The organism is Oceanobacillus phoenicis (assembly GCF_047238145.1).
Classification (GTDB): domain Bacteria; phylum Bacillota; class Bacilli; order Bacillales; family Amphibacillaceae; genus Oceanobacillus.
This window is the reverse complement of sequence record NZ_JBDFME010000001.1, coordinates 724,394-743,355: the sequence shown is the minus strand read 5'-3', so window position 1 is coordinate 743,355 and position 18,962 is coordinate 724,394. Positions and strand designations below refer to the sequence as shown.

The 18,962-nt window shown below is 35.7% G+C and carries 20 protein-coding genes; 1 reads left to right on the top strand and 19 read right to left on the bottom strand.

Going from position 1 to position 18,962, the window contains the following annotated elements:
- Window positions 1-6: 6 nt before the first annotated feature.
- From ABC346_RS04100 to ABC346_RS04035, 14 genes are all read right to left on the bottom strand, one after another.
- The gene (locus tag ABC346_RS04100) at window positions 7-828 is read right to left on the bottom strand and encodes a carbohydrate ABC transporter permease (RefSeq protein WP_413233652.1); all 822 of its coding nucleotides are present in this window, start codon (window positions 826-828) and stop codon (window positions 7-9) included.
- Between the two features lie 13 nt (window positions 829-841).
- Window positions 842-2,167: a carbohydrate ABC transporter permease gene (locus ABC346_RS04095; protein WP_413233651.1), complete on the bottom strand. Its 1,326-nt coding sequence runs from the start codon at window positions 2,165-2,167 to the stop codon at window positions 842-844.
- 73 nt (window positions 2,168-2,240) lie between these two features.
- The gene (locus tag ABC346_RS04090; RefSeq protein ID WP_413233650.1) at window positions 2,241-3,557 is read right to left on the bottom strand and encodes an ABC transporter substrate-binding protein; all 1,317 of its coding nucleotides are present in this window, start codon (window positions 3,555-3,557) and stop codon (window positions 2,241-2,243) included.
- Window positions 3,558-3,682: 125 nt separating this feature from the next.
- Window positions 3,683-4,435, bottom strand: a complete 753-nt coding sequence (locus tag ABC346_RS04085) for an SDR family oxidoreductase (RefSeq protein WP_413236506.1) — start codon at window positions 4,433-4,435, stop codon at window positions 3,683-3,685.
- Window positions 4,436-4,442: 7 nt separating this feature from the next.
- On the bottom strand, window positions 4,443-5,426 hold the full coding sequence (locus tag ABC346_RS04080; protein ID WP_413233649.1) for a LacI family DNA-binding transcriptional regulator: 984 nt from the start codon (window positions 5,424-5,426) through the stop codon (window positions 4,443-4,445).
- A 208-nt stretch (window positions 5,427-5,634) separates the two neighbouring features.
- A complete protein-coding gene (locus ABC346_RS04075; protein ID WP_413233648.1) occupies window positions 5,635-6,495 on the bottom strand; it encodes a MurR/RpiR family transcriptional regulator in 861 nt (286 codons plus the stop codon).
- Between the two features lie 99 nt (window positions 6,496-6,594).
- The gene (locus ABC346_RS04070; RefSeq protein WP_413233647.1) at window positions 6,595-7,959 is read right to left on the bottom strand and encodes an aspartate aminotransferase family protein; all 1,365 of its coding nucleotides are present in this window, start codon (window positions 7,957-7,959) and stop codon (window positions 6,595-6,597) included.
- A 361-nt stretch (window positions 7,960-8,320) separates the two neighbouring features.
- Window positions 8,321-8,551: a 30S ribosomal protein S18 gene (rpsR, locus tag ABC346_RS04065; RefSeq protein ID WP_095314025.1), complete on the bottom strand. Its 231-nt coding sequence runs from the start codon at window positions 8,549-8,551 to the stop codon at window positions 8,321-8,323.
- 66 nt (window positions 8,552-8,617) lie between these two features.
- Window positions 8,618-9,103, bottom strand: a complete 486-nt coding sequence (gene ssb, locus ABC346_RS04060) for a single-stranded DNA-binding protein (RefSeq protein ID WP_413233646.1) — start codon at window positions 9,101-9,103, stop codon at window positions 8,618-8,620.
- A gap of 15 nt (window positions 9,104-9,118) precedes the next feature.
- The gene (gene rpsF / locus ABC346_RS04055; RefSeq protein ID WP_413233645.1) at window positions 9,119-9,406 is read right to left on the bottom strand and encodes a 30S ribosomal protein S6; all 288 of its coding nucleotides are present in this window, start codon (window positions 9,404-9,406) and stop codon (window positions 9,119-9,121) included.
- A gap of 190 nt (window positions 9,407-9,596) precedes the next feature.
- Window positions 9,597-10,697: a redox-regulated ATPase YchF gene (gene ychF / locus ABC346_RS04050; protein ID WP_413233644.1), complete on the bottom strand. Its 1,101-nt coding sequence runs from the start codon at window positions 10,695-10,697 to the stop codon at window positions 9,597-9,599.
- A gap of 217 nt (window positions 10,698-10,914) precedes the next feature.
- Window positions 10,915-11,118, bottom strand: coding sequence for a DUF951 domain-containing protein (locus tag ABC346_RS04045; RefSeq protein ID WP_413233643.1), 204 nt, complete (start codon window positions 11,116-11,118; stop codon window positions 10,915-10,917).
- A gap of 43 nt (window positions 11,119-11,161) precedes the next feature.
- The gene (locus ABC346_RS04040) at window positions 11,162-12,133 is read right to left on the bottom strand and encodes a mechanosensitive ion channel family protein (RefSeq protein WP_413233642.1); all 972 of its coding nucleotides are present in this window, start codon (window positions 12,131-12,133) and stop codon (window positions 11,162-11,164) included.
- Between the two features lie 26 nt (window positions 12,134-12,159).
- Window positions 12,160-13,188, bottom strand: coding sequence for a YkvI family membrane protein (locus ABC346_RS04035; RefSeq protein ID WP_413233641.1), 1,029 nt, complete (start codon window positions 13,186-13,188; stop codon window positions 12,160-12,162).
- A gap of 84 nt (window positions 13,189-13,272) precedes the next feature.
- On the opposite strand from ABC346_RS04035, the gene yyaC reads away from it, so the two are divergent.
- Window positions 13,273-13,896, top strand: a complete 624-nt coding sequence (gene yyaC, locus ABC346_RS04030; RefSeq protein ID WP_413233640.1) for a spore protease YyaC — start codon at window positions 13,273-13,275, stop codon at window positions 13,894-13,896.
- Between the two features lie 280 nt (window positions 13,897-14,176).
- On the opposite strand, the gene ABC346_RS04025 is transcribed toward yyaC, so the two are convergent.
- The 5 genes from ABC346_RS04025 to rsmG form a co-directional block, all read right to left on the bottom strand.
- On the bottom strand, window positions 14,177-14,881 hold the full coding sequence (locus ABC346_RS04025; RefSeq protein WP_413233639.1) for a DUF554 domain-containing protein: 705 nt from the start codon (window positions 14,879-14,881) through the stop codon (window positions 14,177-14,179).
- 484 nt (window positions 14,882-15,365) lie between these two features.
- Entirely contained in the window at window positions 15,366-16,190 is an 825-nt protein-coding gene (locus tag ABC346_RS04020; RefSeq protein WP_413233638.1) for a ParB/RepB/Spo0J family partition protein, read from the bottom strand.
- Window positions 16,171-16,944, bottom strand: coding sequence for a ParA family protein (locus ABC346_RS04015; protein ID WP_413233637.1), 774 nt, complete (start codon window positions 16,942-16,944; stop codon window positions 16,171-16,173). Before ABC346_RS04015 ends, ABC346_RS04020 begins: the two co-directional genes overlap by 20 nt.
- Window positions 16,945-17,101: 157 nt before the next feature.
- Window positions 17,102-17,974: a nucleoid occlusion protein gene (gene noc, locus ABC346_RS04010; RefSeq protein WP_413233636.1), complete on the bottom strand. Its 873-nt coding sequence runs from the start codon at window positions 17,972-17,974 to the stop codon at window positions 17,102-17,104.
- A 205-nt stretch (window positions 17,975-18,179) separates the two neighbouring features.
- Window positions 18,180-18,896, bottom strand: a complete 717-nt coding sequence (gene rsmG / locus ABC346_RS04005) for a 16S rRNA (guanine(527)-N(7))-methyltransferase RsmG (RefSeq protein ID WP_413233635.1) — start codon at window positions 18,894-18,896, stop codon at window positions 18,180-18,182.
- Window positions 18,897-18,962: the final 66 nt, after the last annotated feature.

Genomic DNA, 18,962 nt, shown 5'->3' with positions numbered 1-18,962 from the left:
CTGTTTTTATTCTTTTACAGACCCTGACGTTAATCCCGATACAATTCGACGCTGGAAGATTAATACAAGTACTACTATAGGAATCGTTACAATCACCGTCGCAGCAGAAATATCTCCCCATGGAATCGAGAATTCACTTTGGTACATGGAAATTCCGACCGGTACTGTTCGCCACTGGTCATCACTATTAATCGTTAAGGCAAATAGATATTCATTCCACGCAGCAATAAATACGAGAATTCCCGTCGTAAATATACCAGGTGTTGCAAGGGGCAAAATTATTTTTCGAAAGGTTTGAAACGGACTAGCCCCGTCTAACTTCGCGGATTCCTCCAATTCATAGGGGATCTTCTTAAAGAAAGTAGAAAGAATCCAAATTGCCAATGGCAAACTGATCGTGATATATGGAATAATTAACCCTAGATAACTATTTCTCAAACCGAGATTTGTCACCAGATTAAACATCGGTGATATAATCGCAATCTGTGGAAACATCGATGCTGCTAAAACAAGGCCTAGAATTAATCCTTTCCCCTTGATTGGGAGTCTTGTAACGGCATATGCCGTAAATGCTGCGAAGGTTAGCGATAATACCGTCGTTAACAAGGAGACCACAAAACTATTTAACATGTACCTTAGTAGGGGTCGATTCGTTAATGCAGCTTCATAGGATGATAATGTTGGATTACTCGTAAACCATTTAAATGAAGAAAAAATTTCATTAACTGGTTTTATCGAAGTTAAAAAGACCCAAATAAATGGAAACATCACTAAAAATACGAAAAATACTAAGAAAATGTAAAAACCGACTGTGCCTCTTTTTTTCATGCTACTCTCCTCCTCACTTCGTTCTACCTGCAAACAAGTCGGATCCAATTAATTTGACGTAAATAAAACTAATAATCCCTACACATAGGAAAACGATGACAGATAAGACAGATCCTTCTCCGAAATTTTGCTGTGCGAACAAGGTTTTATACGCATACACCGATATAGATTCGGTAGCATTTGCCGGTCCACCGCCAGTTAATACATAAATTAAATCAAACACTCGAAAAGCATCTAACGTTCTAAATAACAAAGCTACAAGAATAGAAGATTTTAATAATGGTAATGTAATCTTCCAAAACTGTTGAAATTTATTTGCACCATCTACATCCGATGCTTCGTACAACGACTCTGGTATCGTCTGTAGTCCCGCTAAGATAAGCAAAGCCATATACGGCGTTGTTTTCCATACATCTGCGAGAATAATCGAGAACATACCACCATCTGATGTGGACAATAGCCATGATGCATCCGGAATGATATGTAGTGCTTCTAAATAATGGGCCACAATTCCAGATTGGCCGTCAAAAAGGAAGCCCCACATCATTGCTGCTACTGCTGTTGGAATTGCCCATGGAATCAATACGGAAGCTCGTATAATACCTCGTCCTTTAAATGCCCGATTAATTAGTAAAGCAATACAGACACCAATCACTAGCTCTAACGCTACTGTAATTATGGTAAAGAACGTTGTATTCCATAAAGCTCCCCACATTCTGCCATCCTGGAGATACTTCCCATAATTTTTAAATCCAATAAAGTTGGACTGTAAAATTGTTTCGCCAGTGGCTCCTGTTAAATCTGCAGTTTGTTCTATACTTTGACTTAAGGTTTCATCTGCTGTTGTTTCTGCGATTTCCATCAATGATGCTTGGTAATCTAACAATTCTTCTCGATAACGATCTGCAAAATCATTTTCAATCTTCTGATATTTTAATTCTGAGTCCGTCACAGGCTGATAACTCATCAATAATTCATCGACTTTTTCTACTTTTTGTTTGGTTTCTTCATCTGCTAATAGTTGCTCATGTTGATAGCTAATCCTTTCTTTCATTTCCTCAATCTTAGCTACTGCATCACTATCTACCTTCGTTGCCAAATCATCTAATTGATTATCTAAGTAATAATGGTTATCTACATATCTTTCTAAGTCTATATTGGCACTAAGCATTAATTCGGAACGATTGGGATCATTTAATCGATAATCAAACAAACTATTCCAAAATGATTGCGCAACTGGCCAAAGAACAACAATACATACGAGAATCAATGATGGCAATACCATTGCGTATCCTAATTGTTTCTCACTTAAGTGGAAGCCACGTTTATTTTTCTTCATATTTTACCTCCTTTACTTACTATCTAGAAAGGCAAGATGAGAGAATCCCCATCTTGCCTTATTAACTTTCGTTTTATTCATTCATTGCAGCTTCCATTTTGGTTTGCATATTCGTTGCAGCATCTTGTGCTGATTGATCTCCTGTTAACACTTTTGAAATTTCAATTTGCATAATATCAGAAATTTCCGGATAGATTGGAGACACTGGACGCGGAACAGCAGTCTGTAATACTTCTCTAAACTCAGGATTAGCAAATAAGGAACTTACTGCTTGCACCTCTTCATCATCATAAAGTGATTCAATCGTTGGTGCACGACCGCCTTCTACTGCAGATATCTTTTGTCCTTCAGGTCCAGAAATAAATTTAACAAACTCCCATGCTTCTTCTGGATGCTCAGAGTATCGGTTAATCATCGTCATCCAGCCTCCAAGTGCAGAAGCACTACCTGCATCTCCTGCTGGCATAGTTGTCATTTCTACATTACCTACAATAGATGAACGTTCTTCATCATTGGAAGATGACATCAAATATGGCCAGTTTCGAGCAAACACAGACTTTCCTTCAATCCATGCATTTTCTGTTTCAATTTCCATAAAATTAAGTATATTAGACGGTACAAAATCAGAGCCAACAACCTCTTTCATTTTTTCTAAAGCCTTCACTGTCTCTGGGCTGTCAACGACTACTTCATTATTCTCATTAACCACTTCTCCACCATATGAAGCGATAAATTCTATTGCATTTGTAATTAGTCCTTCATATTGGGCAGATTGCATTAAGTATCCAAATTCAGTACCTTCTTCCCCTTTCAGTTCCTCTGCTTGAGCAATTAAGTCATCCCATGTTTCTGGGGGAGTATCTACAATGTCTGTACGGTAGTAAAGCACCCCAGCATCTGTATACTGTGGCATTGCCCATTGCTTTCCATCAAATTTCCCTGCCTGTACCGTTCCTGGAAAATATTCTTCCAAGTTAATTCCATCTTTTTCAATAAAGCGATCTAACTCTAACGCATAATTTGCTTGTGCAAATTCCGCTGGCCAGATAACATCGGCATTAAATACATCTATTTCCGTACTTTGCGAACTGAATGCGGTTACATATTGATCGTGGGATTGACCTGTATCGGATGGCATCTCACGTTGTTCTACTTTTATATTCGGGAATTTCTCTTCAAATGCTTTGATAACAGCGTCACTAGCAGGAGTTGTATCGACACCTCTTGCATAAACAATCGTTACTTGCTCTTCTTCACCATTTGCTTCTTCGCTGTTATTTGAATCGTTTTCACCTGTTGGTTCATCTGAGGATGAATTATTGCATGCGACTAAAACTAACGTCAAACCAAGTAATAACAAGATTCCAAGCATACGTTTCGTTGATTTCAACTTAAATCCCCCTTTGTTTTGTCGATTTCATCACACAAAAAAGTCTGCGAAAATGAAATCGTTTACATTTGAGTTTATTATAACTCTTCATAAATCGTTGTCAATATGTTTTTAAAATTTTTAGATTATTCTCTCAAGAAACCACCTTCTGAGTTAATCACTTGACCCGTGATCCATGCAGCTTCTTCACTAGCTAGAAATGCGATTAACTTCGCTGCATCCATCGGTTGACCAATCCTTCCAGAAAGAAATTTTGATTCCAGTTTCTTTTTTAATTTTTCATTCATCCAACCTGTATCCGTTGGACCTGGATTTACTGCATTAACCGTAATTCCAATTGGAGCTACTTCTGCAGATAAGGTTAGGGTAAATGCAGATATTGCGCCTTTTGTTGCTCCATAAGCAAGTTCTTCTATCATCGGACCTTGTGCCTGACCAGAGGTTAAATGAATAATCCTACCATCTTTTTTCTCCGCTTCTTCCAATTGACGTGCAAACTCTACACTTAACATCATCGTTTGGCGCATATTTACTTGATAATGTTTGTCAATAATCTCTGGTGTAAGTTTTCTATAGCCATCTCGAGTAGAATGGGCCGCATTGTTGACTAGAATCGACGGAATTCCAATACTACTGGTTACTGTGTTTAATATATTCTTATAAGCATATACTTCAGACAGGTCAACCTCCATCGATTCACACGACACACCTTTATTTCTAATTTCTTCTTGAAACGCATGAGCCCAATCCTCTTCAGATTGATAATGAGTAAAAAAGATGGAACAACCTTGTTCCGCCAACTTTTTACATGTTGCTGCCCCAATACCATTTTCATGACTTACCCCTGTAACAGCTGCTATTTGTTTAGTAATCGTTATCTCCTCCTTATGTAGATTCTCGAATAATTAATTCATGCTCTAATAAATGACTTTCTACTTTCTCTCCTTTTATTTTTGCAATTATCATTTCTGCAGATATACTTCCCATTCGGTACATCGGTTGTGCTACTGTCGTTAATGCGGGATATGTCATGTTGGAAAAACTAATCTTATCAAAACCAATAATAGCAATTTCATCTGGTACAGAGAGACCCGCCTCATGAATCTCCTTCAATGCCCCTATCGCAAAAACATCGGATACTGCAAAAACAGCATCTGGCTTTTCTTTTTGTTCCAAAAGCATTCGCATCGCCTGTTGTCCATTTTCAAAGCTTAATCCTTTTATATTGTACATATAACAAGGATTAACAGAGCGATTATATTCCCTAAAAGCCCTTTCATATCCAGCCCGTCTTTCTCTAGCATATAAAAACTTTTCTTCTGAATTAATGAGGGCAATTCGTTGTCTACCAATCTTTATTAAATGCTTGACTGCCTGATAAGCAGCTAATTCATTGTTAATAGACACGTAGGAAATTAACCCGTCCTTATCAAACTCACTACACTGTACAATCGGATGTTGATCTGCTAACTGCAGAACATTATCTCGATTAATCGTAGGATCCATTAAAATAATTCCATCTGCCATTCGGTTTCGAACAAGATTAAAATAAATTGCTTCTCGTTGCGGATTAGAATCAGTTTCACATAGCATAATATTATATCCTTCTTTAATCGCTGTATCTTCAATTCCATTAATAATTTCGGTATAAAATGGGTTGGAGATGCTAGGAATAAGAACTAATAATAAGCGACTTTCTGAATTTCGTAAATTTCTACCTAAAACACTTGGTTCATAATTCAACGCTATAATTGCTTGCTCAACTTTAGATCGTGTCACTTCTCTTACTTTATGACGATTATTAAGCACACGAGAAACCGTCGCTACAGAAACACCAGCTTTTTTTGCTACTTCTAGAATCGTTGCCAAAGAATCCCCCCTTATAATGTAATCGATTACAAAAATTTTACTTTTTTCACAAATTTTTGTCAATTATATTTTAAAACGAGTTACAAATGGTTCTTGTAACTATAAATAGATTAATTTTAAAAAGCTGACTTAAATTTAATGCTCAAGTCAGCCTTAATTAATTATTAGCCTGAACAGCTATCAAGTATATTTACTCTGTCTTAACTAACTATTCCTGCATCTTCCCGTTTTGGAAAATGTCAAAGTGATCCCATATATCTTCTAATACATCAAGGTGAGAATGTATATCCGCTTCTTTTTCTTTACCTACAAACATAACAAGAGCATTAATTAAGCTTAATGGTGCGACGAAGGAATCAATCAGAGAAGGCATTTGGCTGGAAGCCGTCAGCGGAATATCAGCATACGGAACTAATGGTGAAAGCAAATTATCTGTAATAGCTATGGTAGTAGCATGTTTTTCTTTTGCAAAGGAGAACATTTGAACCGTGCTCTTCGTATACCGAGAGAAACTAATCCCAATAACGACATCCTGTTTATTTAACTGATGTAGCTTATCAGATGATATCTCTAATGATTGTAGTAACTCTACATGTTCTAATATCATTTCAAGATAATACTGCAAAAACACACCAAGAGCTGTAGCACTGCGATTTGCGACAATGTATATTCTCCTTGCGCTATTTAAGTTTTCTACCGCTTTATGAAAAGCTTGTTCGTCCAAAGTCTCCATCGTTGTATGTATGTTTGCAATGTCATCTTGGAAGACTTCGTATACGCCCAATGGTTCTTGGTTATATACTTCTTGCGAGATTTTAAGTCTTTCCGATGTTGTAAGTTGTTCTTTTACTGAGTTCTGCAATAACTTATGCATCTCCGGATACCCTGAATAACCAAGCCAAGTCGCAAACCGAACAACCGTCGCATCACTTACCCCGGCTTTTTTAGCCAGCTTACCAACAGTTAGAAAGGGTACAGTAGTTTGATTTTCTAGTATATAGGTAGCTATTTTTACTTGGGATTTACTCATTTCATCTATTTTTCCTGCAATTCGTTGATACACATTCATAAGCATACTCCTTTTTCTTTGTTTTTATTTTTTATTTTAACGTAATAAAAGCCCCGAACAAAATATCATTTGATCTGGGGCTCCTGGCTATTTATCTGTCTATTTGTTTAATACTCGCTGAATAGCTTCTTCATGTGCTTTCACTGTACGTTCAATATCTTCCTCCGTATGCACAATAGACATGGAATAACGATTTAATGGTTTCGTATAAACTCCTAAATTCAATAACTCATAATCAATTTCTTTTCTTAACTTCATATTAGCCTTTTCTAAATCACGATAATTTTTTATTGGACCTTCTGCTAAAACAATATTAAAAATACTACCTTCACCAATTGTCTGCATGATTATACCATGCTTCTTATACACTTTTTCAAGCTGTTCTCGTAAAGCATAGGTCATCGCAAACAATTCGTCCATGGTTCCTTCTTTTTCCAATTCGTTTATCGTCGCTAATCCAGCCGCTAATATCGTTGGATGACCATTATACGTTCCACTATGATAAAGAGGCTCTTGCTTATTCGAATTGTCTAAACCGGCTGTCAATATGTCACGGCCGTCTTTAGCTGAAGTAATCATCATAATCTCTTTTTTACCACCAATAGCTCCAATAGGAAATCCTCCACCAAGAACTTTACCGAGCGCTGTAATATCAGGAGTAATCCCATAAATTTGTTGGGCTCCTCCAGTTGATAATCGAAATCCAGTTTTCACTTCATCAAAAATAAGTAATATACCAAGTTCTGCTGTTATTTTACGGAGTCCGTTCATAAATTCCTGTTCAGCAGGAATAAATCCACTTTGGATCGGCTCTAGAATAATACTTGCTAATTCGTCTGCATGTGCTCGTAAAATCTTCTCCGTAGATTCTAAATCATTAAACGGTAAAACGATCGTGTTTTCTAAATAGTAATCTGGTAATCCTCTTGATTCGCCTATTGCTTTTGGTTCAGTTTGATCGCCGGCTACTTCCATATCAGGATTTACACTTACTAATACTTGATCATACCCGCCATGATAATGCCCTTCAAACTTAGCAATTTTTTGTTTTCCTGTATATGCAACTGCTGTACGAATTGCAAGTAAGGTTGCTTCCAACCCGGAATTTGTATAACGCACCATTTCGATACTCGGATACAATTCTATTAATTTCTCCGCCATCGTGGTTTCCATTTTATGAGGTGTACCAAAAATAGTAGTACCAGATTCTAGCATTTGTGCTGTCACAGCATCAAAGACCTGCTTGTGACCATGCCCTAAAATGAGGGCGCCATAACACAATAAATAATCAATATATTCATTACCATCTACATCATATAATTTACTGCCTTTTCCCTTTTCCATTATAAGTGGATGTGGATCAAAATATTTAATATTGGCAGTAACCCCTCCTGGAATTACTTCTGAAGCTTTTGAAAATAGTTCAGCTGATTTTCTCGTTGATTCGGACAATGGTGATGTCATCACAGATGTCTCCCTTTTTAGAAATTTAAATTTCATTATAATACATAATATGAAATATTAATTTCAAAGTCAACTATTTTTTGCAATAAAGAGGAACTTCATTAAGCGGGTTTTCGTTCCAGCCATGGAATGTTAGTACCACAAAGGCATGACCTAAAGTCCATTGAACGGAATCAAACATTACGGGCAGTTTTATCCTCTTCTTATCCTCTAAGCCATTAGTTATCTTCTCAAAAGGCCAAGTATTACTGTCCGTTACATGGGATAAAAGTTGACCAAATTACCTATTAGACATATCTATTTCATAACAAAAAAACAGCACTACAAGGTAAATACCTAAATAGTGCTGTCCTTTATAGAATCACTCTGCAACGTACGGCAATAAAGCCATTGTACGAGCACGTTTGATTGCGATTGTTAATTTACGTTGATATTTTGCAGAAGTTCCAGTCACACGACGAGGAAGAATTTTTCCACGCTCAGAGATGAAACGTCTTAATAGATCAACATCTTTGTAATCGATGTGCGTAATTCCGTTCGCTGTGAAGTAACACACCTTACGACGTTTTGCACGTCCGCGACGAGCTGCCATATTAATACACTCCTTCACTTAAAGATTTAATTTCAAAAAGTTTATCCGTTATGAACAAACATTATATTAAAACGGTAAATCATCATCAGAGATATCAATTGGTTCTCCATTATTTTTAAATGGATCCTCTTGATCTTGGTTCTGATTAGATGCATATTGGTTTTGATTTTGATATTGGTTCTGATTTCTGTTTTGCTGGTAACCTCCAGATGAATCCTGTCCACCTTGAGAACCCTTTGTTTCTAGGAATTGAACACTATCTGCTACTACTTCAGTAACGTAGACGGTTTTTCCATCTTGGCCATCAAAATTTCGCGTTTGAATACGGCCGTCGACACCAACCATACTACCTTTTTTCATATAATTGGCTAGGTTTTCAGCTGGACGTCGCCAAATCACACAATTAATAAAGTCTGCTTCGCGATTTCCTTGCTGATTCGAGAAAGGTCTGTTTACAGCAATGTTGAAATTGGCAACTGCAACCCCATTTGGTGTATAGCGTAAATCAGGATCCCTCGTTAACCTGCCTACCAGTACGACACGATTTAACATCAGAACCACTCCTTATTATTGTTCATCTTTAATTGCCATATGACGGATAATGTCTTCGTTGAACTTCGCAAGGCGGTCAAATTCATTAATTGCTTCTTCACCACTTCTGAAGTTAAGAATTACATAGTATCCATCACGGTAATCGTTGATTTCGTATGCAAGACGACGCTTGCCTTTTTCGTCAACTTTATCAATTTCCGCGCCATTATCAGTTAGAATTGTGTTGAAACGCTCGATTAAAGCAGTTTGCGCTTCCTCTTCTATGTCTGGGCGGATGATATACATGATTTCGTATTTTCTCATCCGTTACACCTCCTTTTGGTCTTAGCGGCCCTTATTATTGGAAGTACGATTACTATCCTCATAAGAGCAAGGAATAATCAAATTCTAATTACTCACAATGTAGTATTATATCAAATATTTTATTCCTTGACAAGTGCTCGGAAAACTAATCCACGCTATATAAAATGGGAATTTCTAGTTACTCATAGTATTACACATTGAATCGGAAATGAATAACATCTCCATCTTGTACGATGTATTCTTTTCCTTCTAGTCTTACTTTTCCTCGTTCCCGTGCTGTTGCCATATTTTCTGCATCAACAAGATCTGTATAGGAGACGGTTTCTGCACGAATAAATCCTCTTTCAAAGTCCGTATGAATAATTCCTGCTGCTTGTGGTGCCTTAATACCTTTACGGAATGTCCAAGCACGCACTTCTTGTTCTCCAGCAGTAAAATACGTAGCTAGTCCAAGTAAGTTATACGATGCTTTGATAAGCTGATCTAGGCCAGATTCATTGATTCCTAAATCCTCTAAGAACTCTTCTTTTTCCTCAGGCTCTAATTCCGAGATTTCTTCTTCGATACGAGCACAAACAATAATCACTTCTGCATTTTCATCTGCAGCATGCGCTTTTACTTTTTGTACATATTCATTTGCATCAGGATCTGCGACTTCATCCTCACTCACATTTGCAACATATAATGTTGGTTTACTTGTAAGTAGGTGCAAGCCTTTCACAATTTTCCATTGCTCCTCTGAAAACTCTAATGCACGAACAGGCTTATCATTTTCTAAGCCTTCTTTCACGATAGCTAATACTGCTTGTTCTGCTACAGCATCTTTATCTTTTTGTCGAGCTAGCTTCTCTACACGCTGATATCGCTTATTAACGGTCTCTAAATCGGCTAGAATTAACTCTAAATTAATAATTTCAATATCATCAATCGGATCGACCTTACCAGAAACATGCGTAATATTCTCATCTTCAAAGCAACGGACAACCTGACAGATTGCATCTACTTGACGAATATGAGATAAGAACTGGTTTCCAAGCCCTTCTCCTTTACTAGCGCCTTTAACAATTCCTGCAATATCTGTAAATTCAAATGCAGTAGGTACTGTTTTCTTTGGATTTACAAGTTCGGTTAATTTATTTAATCGTTCGTCAGGTACTTCCACGATTCCTACATTTGGATCAATCGTTGCAAATGGATAATTTGCAGCTTCTGCTCCTGCTTGTGTAATCGCATTAAAAAGTGTTGATTTCCCAACGTTCGGAAGACCTACGATTCCTGCTGTTAATGCCATATTTCTTTTTCCACTCCTTAAGGATTCCATTCATATGAAGGCTTTCATTAATCCAATTATAGATATTAGACATAAAAAAAACAAGCAAGTAAAAAACAAAAACAGGCATGAATCCATGCCCGTTTTTGCTTTACCCTCATACAATTTTAAAAAACATTTCTCTATATACACCTATTATACTATTTATCTACAGTTTTAGTCAATTTTATCTAATTATTTATTCCTGGTTATTTGCTTTTTCTAGTACTTTTTTCATTTTTTTAGTGAAATCTCTTCTTGGAATCATCACACTATGTTGGCATCCTAAACATTTAATTCGAATATCCATCCCCATTCGAATAATTTTCCAGCGATTTTCTCCACATGGATGTGCTTTTTTCATTTGAACAACATCATTTAGGCCGAATTCTTTCTCCATCATGCGTATCTCCTTTTTTCTTATCATTATAGCAATTCGTTACGCATTATTCATCATCATGTGCTCTAGATCGTTCTAATTCACTTCGTACTTCACCTTTAGATACTTCACGTCCTTGTACACCACGAATTTCATCTCGATCGATGGTCAAACGCTCTTTTTCTTCTTTTGAGTACATAATGATTCTAGATGCTGGTAACTCTATACCAGACTTAAATAATTTATCTTGTAGTTCTTTACGGATATTTCGTTCTGCTGCCCACTGGAATCCTGGAGATGTATCTGCAATAATACGAATAACATAATGCGAAACATCTAAACTTTGAACTCCAATAATTTGCGGAACTTCTAATAGAAATTCATATCTATTTGGTAGTTCTGCAGCAACTTCTTCAATTACTTTTTCTGCTTCATATACATCACTTTCATACGGTATATTTACATCAACAATAGCTAGTCCATTATGAATGGAATAATTGGTTACTTGAGTCACGTTCCCATTCGGAACTACATTTAATTCCCCAGTCCAGCTAAGAATTTTAGTCGTACGTAATCCAATTTCCTCTACAGTTCCTTCAATTCCTGATACCGCTACATAATCTCCGACAGAGAATTGGTCTTCAAAAATAATGAAGAATCCAGAGATGATATCTCGAACAAGGTTTTGTGCACCAAAACCAATAGCTAAACCGGCTACACCAGCACCAGCGAGTAATGGGCCGATTTCGAAGTTGAACACACCTAAAATCATCACAATTGCTAAGAAATAAACGACATAAGCAACGACGTTTTTAATTAGTTTTTTTAATGTATTTTCTCTTCGCTCCGTAATTCGAATAGGACCGGTTTGTCGTTGTACAAAGAATTTATCTACAAATTTCCTCGTAACTTTTACAATCAATAAAGCTAGTAAAATAATAACTACAATTTGTAATGCACCTTTAAAAATTTCCATCCATAAATCTGGATTACTTAAATAATTCCAAAGTCTTGTCAATTGTTGATTCAACAAATCCATTGTTACCTAACTCCTTTTCTCGTTGTCTATGTTCTTTTTTGTCTATTTACTATCCCCCACAATGGGTAAAGTAATAGTCTTGCAAGTACATAAAGGTTTAATATGGCATAAATAGGATATAAAACACTAATAAGGTTTGAAAATCCAAAAGTAGTAAGTGGTATCATAATAATTAATGTCACCAAAACAATCAAGTACATCGGCTTTTGGATATAGTACTGTACCCTTGTAGCTATTCCTAAAACACCGGATGCAGCTGTTGTAAATATTGCAAACCATAACAGAATAGACATAATGATTACCATACTTAATGGGTAATGTTTTAGAATGGCAAACAAAGGAATTTCATATAAAATAATCTCATCTGCAATTTGAATTAAGCTATTGTTATAGATATAAGATACCGTCCCTAAAGCAAGTCCACTTCCAATACAAGATATTATAATTTCTTTTTGACTCGTCACTTTATTACCTATAGCTCCTAATACAGCAATAAGCGGTAAAATATTTAAAGCTGTAAATGGAAATGCAGCCATCCAATTCCGTTGTTCCTCCCAATGGGAAAGTAAGTGAAGATCTTGATCAACTGTAAATTTTAATAATACTAATAGCAACCCTCCTATTAATATCGGTAAAATAAATTGATTGATCGTTAATAAGCCATTAATTCCTTTTCTAAATAACAGTACAAGGATGGTTACAATTAACACTATACCCCAACTATAATGTAAGTTAAACGCTTGACCTGTAGCACCGCTTCCAGCAATCATAATCATCGTAGTTGTAAATAAGTACAGCATAATTAATATATCGAATGTTTTTGTTAACTTCACTCCTACAATCTCTTTGAGTACCGGTAAATAGTTAGTTGATTGCAAGCGATAACTAATTTGCATAATTACCATACAACAAAATGAAAAGAGTATAGCAAACAGTAAAATAGCTAGTCCACTTTCATGGCCAAAAAACTGCCAAAGCTCTCTCCCTGATGCATAGCCTGCTCCTATTGTTGTTCCTAAAATGAGTGTCATCCACTTTAGGCAAGATCTCCACATATACTTTCCTCCAATTCATATTTACACGTATAGTTCGAACAAAAAAGCCGTATACTATACCAATATGATTTTGGAGGATAAGCTATGAATCTAAAACAACGATTTGGCCAAGAATCTTCATTATTACGATTACATTATAAAGAAAATAATTTACCTTCTTTGATGTGTCAACATATTATGAATTGGTTTCCCTATCAGCCTCGAGAGTATGTAGCCGTTTTTATTGGAACGGATCGTTCTACTGGAGATGCATTAGGTCCACTAGCTGGAATGTATTTTCAATCGTATAAACCAAGGCATATTCGAGTTTATGGTACGATTCATGAGCCAGTACATGCAGTAAATTTACAAGAATCGTTGGATCGAATTAATAAGCTTCACAACAACCCGTTTATTATCGCCATAGATGCCTGTCTGGGACGCAGTACATCGATTGGACATATTATCACTGAAAAGAAGTCATTGCAGCCAGGGACAGCCTTAAATAAGACATTACCAGCTGTTGGAGATATATGTATTACTGGAGTAGTTAATGTAAGTGGATTTATGGAACATTCTATTTTGCAAAATACAAGATTGTCTGTAGTGATGGATATGGCAAAGCAAGTATCTGCCATCTTAGAAGATATTGATGATCAGTTAACTTACGCACGCGTACCAACCGTAATACAAGCTCGAAAAGACAATACCAACCCAGAAATAATTTGATGTGTTTTTTATTGGTTTCATTTTGCATCGATAGTGGTCTTTTATTAAAAACAAATAGCTTGAGGAAATAATACTGAACAGAAGAACTAAGAAAGAATTATTTTGTAATCATCGCTATGGAAATATACTCTGCTTTCCTTGGGTTTGGGTGGCTGTGAGCCTATGGTTACTGGTCGCAATTCATGGACTCAGATAGGTTTCCTCCCAAGAAGTCTATGTATATTTCCTTATGAGATCCATCTTCTTTTTAAAATTACACTTTTGCTGACTCGACCTTTTCCTATATTAATTGCACGATACTATAAATAATAATAACTGTTCCGATAGAAGGTAATAGATTTCCAATTCTAATCTTCGTTATATTTAATAGATTTAATCCAATTGCTACGATTAACAATCCACCTACTGCTGTCAACTCAACAATTAGTCCATCCAGAAATACAGGTGATACCCAATTCTCAATTTGAGTTGCAAATAAAGCGATTAAACCTTGATATAGAACAACCGGAATAACCGATAAGATAACTCCAAAGCCTAGAGTAGTCGTTAGGACAAGGGATGTGAATCCATCAATAACACCTTTTGTTATCAATACTTCGTGATCCCCACGAATTCCACTATCTAATGCACCTATAATCGCCATCGCTCCAATACAGAATATTAAAGATGCAGTAACAAACCCTTGAGCAATGCTTGTTTCCTCACTCTTTGTCGATACTCTCTGCCCTACCCATTCACCAAGTTGATTCAAACGCTCTTCTAATCCAATTGCTTCACCTATTAATGCCCCCGTTAGCAAACTAAGCAATACGATGATAATTTGATCTGTTTCAAATGCCATCTGTAAACCTATAAGAAAAACGACCAGCCCTATTCCATTCATCACTGTTTCTTTATACTTTTCAGGGATTTTCGTGAAAAACAAGCCAAGTATACTCCCAATTACTATTAATATCCCATTTACTACTGTACCTAGTAAGACCATATGTACTTCTCCTATTAATCATTGATGTTTTTAATATTGTTTCACGTGAAACAATTTGTCTGATTTTGTAACGTAAGGCTTTTTAAAATACAATTGCTAAAATTGTTAAGTGAAATGAAAAATACATTCAACTTCAATGATAACGATTTTTGCTAACCCGGAATAAGGTTCTTAATTATTCCGAGTGGATACTCTCCTTAGATTGCTCCATAACATTACTCTGAATATTACTGCTTTATCATTGATGTTTTAATATTGTTTCACGTGAAACAAGTTCGCCCAAGTATTGTAAAATAAAATGAAATGAAAAATAACAAATCGATACATTATAAGTAATGTATCGAGGATAGAAAAATAGACGTTTCCTGTGGGAACAGTCCTTGCTGAAGATCGACTTGGATACGTCTACTTTCTTTTCCAAGTTAGCCAGAGGAAATGCCATGGAAAGCGCCTATTTTTTTAAGCTACCGTGTTACAGAAACTTTTATTTATCAAGATACTCTATAATACGATTTAAATCATCATCATTGTAGAATTCGATTTCTATTTTCCCTTTTCGTTTCCCTTTATGAATATGTACGGCAGTACCAAGTACATCTCTTAGTGCAGATTCACGTTCTTGAATGAAAATATCTTTTTTAGGTTTTTGTTTTGGTTTGGTTGGTTTTTCATTCATTTCGACGATTGCTTTTTCTACTTGACGTACATTCCACTTTTCTTTACGAATCCGTTGTACTAGTGGAAGTAAATATTCTTTCTTTTTTAATCCTAATAAAGCTCGTCCGTGTCCCATCGATAGTTCACCATTATTGATATAGGCAACTACCTGATCAGGTAAAGATAATAATCGAACCATGTTTGCTATATGAGAGCGACTTTTACCTAATCGTTTAGATAACTCATCTTGGGTTAACTTTAATTCTTCAATTAAATTAGCATATGCTTGTGCTTCTTCGATTGGAGTAAGATCTTCACGCTGTAAATTCTCTAACAGTGCAAATTCCATCATTTTTTCATCATCTAGCTGTTTAACGACCGCTGGTATCGTTTTTAACCCAGCTTCTTTTGCAGCTCGGAAACGTCTTTCGCCAACAACAATTTCATAACCTTTTATACTTTTTCGTACTGTAATTGGTTGAATAATTCCATACTCTTTTATAGAATTTTTTAATTCATCGATTGAATCCGTATGAAATGTTTTTCTTGGTTGATATGGATTTGGTCGACAGGATTGAATATCAATATCTTGTACTTCATCCCCGCTATGCTGTATTAATGCATCTAACCCTTTACCTAACCCTCTCGCCATTGGCCATCACTTCCTTCGCTAGATCAATATAAACCTCTGCTCCTCTGGATTTAGGATCATAAGAGATAATAGGTAATCCGTGACTCGGTGCTTCTCCTAAACGAACATTTCTAGGAATAATTGTTTGATAAACTTTATCCTGAAAATATTTCTTCACTTCTTCAATAACTTGAATTCCCAGGTTAGTACGAGCATCAAGCATCGTTAATAACACACCTTCAATCATTAATTGTTGATTTAGATGCTTTTGAACAAGTCTTATTGTATTTAATAACTGGCTTAAACCTTCTAGTGCATAATACTCACACTGAACAGGAATTATCACTGTATCCGAAGCAGTTAACGCATTAATCGTTAATAGACCTAACGAAGGAGGACAATCAATTATGATGAAATCATACTGATCCTTCACTGCTTCTAGAGCTGTTTTTAAGCGTATCTCCCTAGAGATTATTGGTACTAACTCTATTTCAGCCCCTGCAAGCTGAATTGTCGCAGGAATAATATCTAATTGCTCCATCTCTGAATGAACAATTACATCTTCCGCTGTAGCATCTTCCACGAGAATATTATAAATACATTGACTAACATCTGCTTTGTTTACACCGACCCCACTTGTAGCATTTCCTTGTGGGTCTGTATCAACTAGTAACACTCTATTTCCTAAAGATGCCAGACAAGCACTCAAATTCACGGATGAAGTTGTTTTCCCTACGCCACCTTTTTGATTTGCGATGGAAATTATTTTACCCATGTTGACACCTACCTAACTATATAAACTATATTACCACTAATTAAAGAACTGCGACTAATAAATCTACGAATTTAGTGAAATTGTAATATCAATAGCAAAGAAATACCCATCTTATTAATTTAGATGGGCTGCAAAGATGCTATAAAAATGATAAATTCTACTGATTCTTTTTTGGTATTTTTATAGTTATTTGATAATAATCATCTAACTCTTTTTCATCTGATTCTACTTCCACACCTGTATCAGATACCATATTAAGTGATTGACGAATCGTATTCATTGCGATTCGTATATCTTTATTTACACCTTTAAATTTTGGTTTTGGTTTTTTCTTTTCTTTTGGTTCATTCATTTGGGCAATTCGATCTTCCGTTTGTTTAACGTTTAACCCTTTTTCTAAAATTTCATGTAAAATAGCAAGTTGTTGCTCTTCTTTTTTTAATTTTATCAGCGCTCGGGCATGTCTTTCTGATATTGCTTTATCCAATAAGGCTGTTTGGACTTCTTCAGGAAGTTTTAATAACCTTAGTTTATTTGCAACCGTCGATTGATTCTTCCCAAGTCTCTGTGCAAGTGCTTCTTGTGTTAATGAATGCAATTCTAGTAATTTGGCATAAGCTACTGCCTCTTCAATTACAGTTAATTCTTCTCGTTGTAGATTCTCTATGAGTGCTACAGAAGCGGTTTCCGTATCTGTCATATCTCGAATAATCGCAGATACTTGCTCCCAACCTAGATGTTGAACTGCACGCCATCTTCTCTCCCCTGCAATTAATTCATACGAACCTTCTTCCTCTAACTTTCGAACAACAATAGGTTGAATCATTCCATGTGTATGAATGGTTTGTGCAAGTTCTTTAATTTTTTCTTCCTGAAAGATTGTACGTGGTTGATAACGATTGGGATGAATGTTATCTACATTTATTTGAATGACCTCGTCAGCAGTATATTCTACTTCATTTTCTACTTCATCCGTATCGATATTCTCCTTTTCACTTTTTCCAAATATACGATTAAAAGGATGCACCAATTCTTGACACCACCTTCAAAATTTAACAAACTATAAATCTTCAATTGATTATCTATGTAAAAATGTTTCACGTGAAACATTAATGAATTTTTTAGATTACAGTACGTTTTTCACTTATCTTAGCTAAACCTATTTTACCATATCTATCGATGAAAAAGTATATAATAGAATACAACAAATGATAAATAAAAATTAGTTTTTTGTCTTATTCTATTGGCTCTTTATTTGGTAGGCCAGCTTTTCGTGGATATTTTTTCGGTGTTTGACGTTTTTTTGAAATTATTATAATCGATCTTTCACTTTTTTCTATTGGTAAAGAGAACGTATGAACATCTTCTACTTCCCCACCCAATAATTCAATAGCAGGTTTTCCAACTTCTAATTCATCTTTTGCTTGCGCACCCTTCATGGCTATGAATACACCATTCTTTTTAACAAGTGGTAAACAAAGCTCACTTAGTACTGACATACGCGCAACCGCACGAGCTGTTACTATATCAAAGCTTTCACGAAACGTTTTATTTTTTCCGAAATTTTCAGCTCTATCATGATAAAATGCAACATTTGATAATTCTAATTGGGTTGCTAAGTGGTTTAGAAATGTAATTCTTTTTTTCAAGGAATCCACAATGGTTACTTTTAATTGAGGAAAGACGATTTTTAATGGAATACTAGGAAATCCCGCTCCTGCTCCAATATCACAAATAGAAGTTTCTTGGTTAAAATCATGATAAAACGCAGCCGTTATGCAATCATAAAAATGCTTAACATACACTTCTTCTTTATCTGTAATTGCAGTCAAATTTACTTTTTGATTCCACTCTACCAATTCCTGGAAATAAATGGAAAATTGTTCTGTTTGTTTTTCAGATAACTCAATTCCCTTTTCTTTTAATGCTTGTACAAATTGTTCTTGTTTCATGAGATCCTCCCTTAACACTACTTTTATAAGGAAAAAGCGACGCATACTTGTGACGCGCCGCTATAT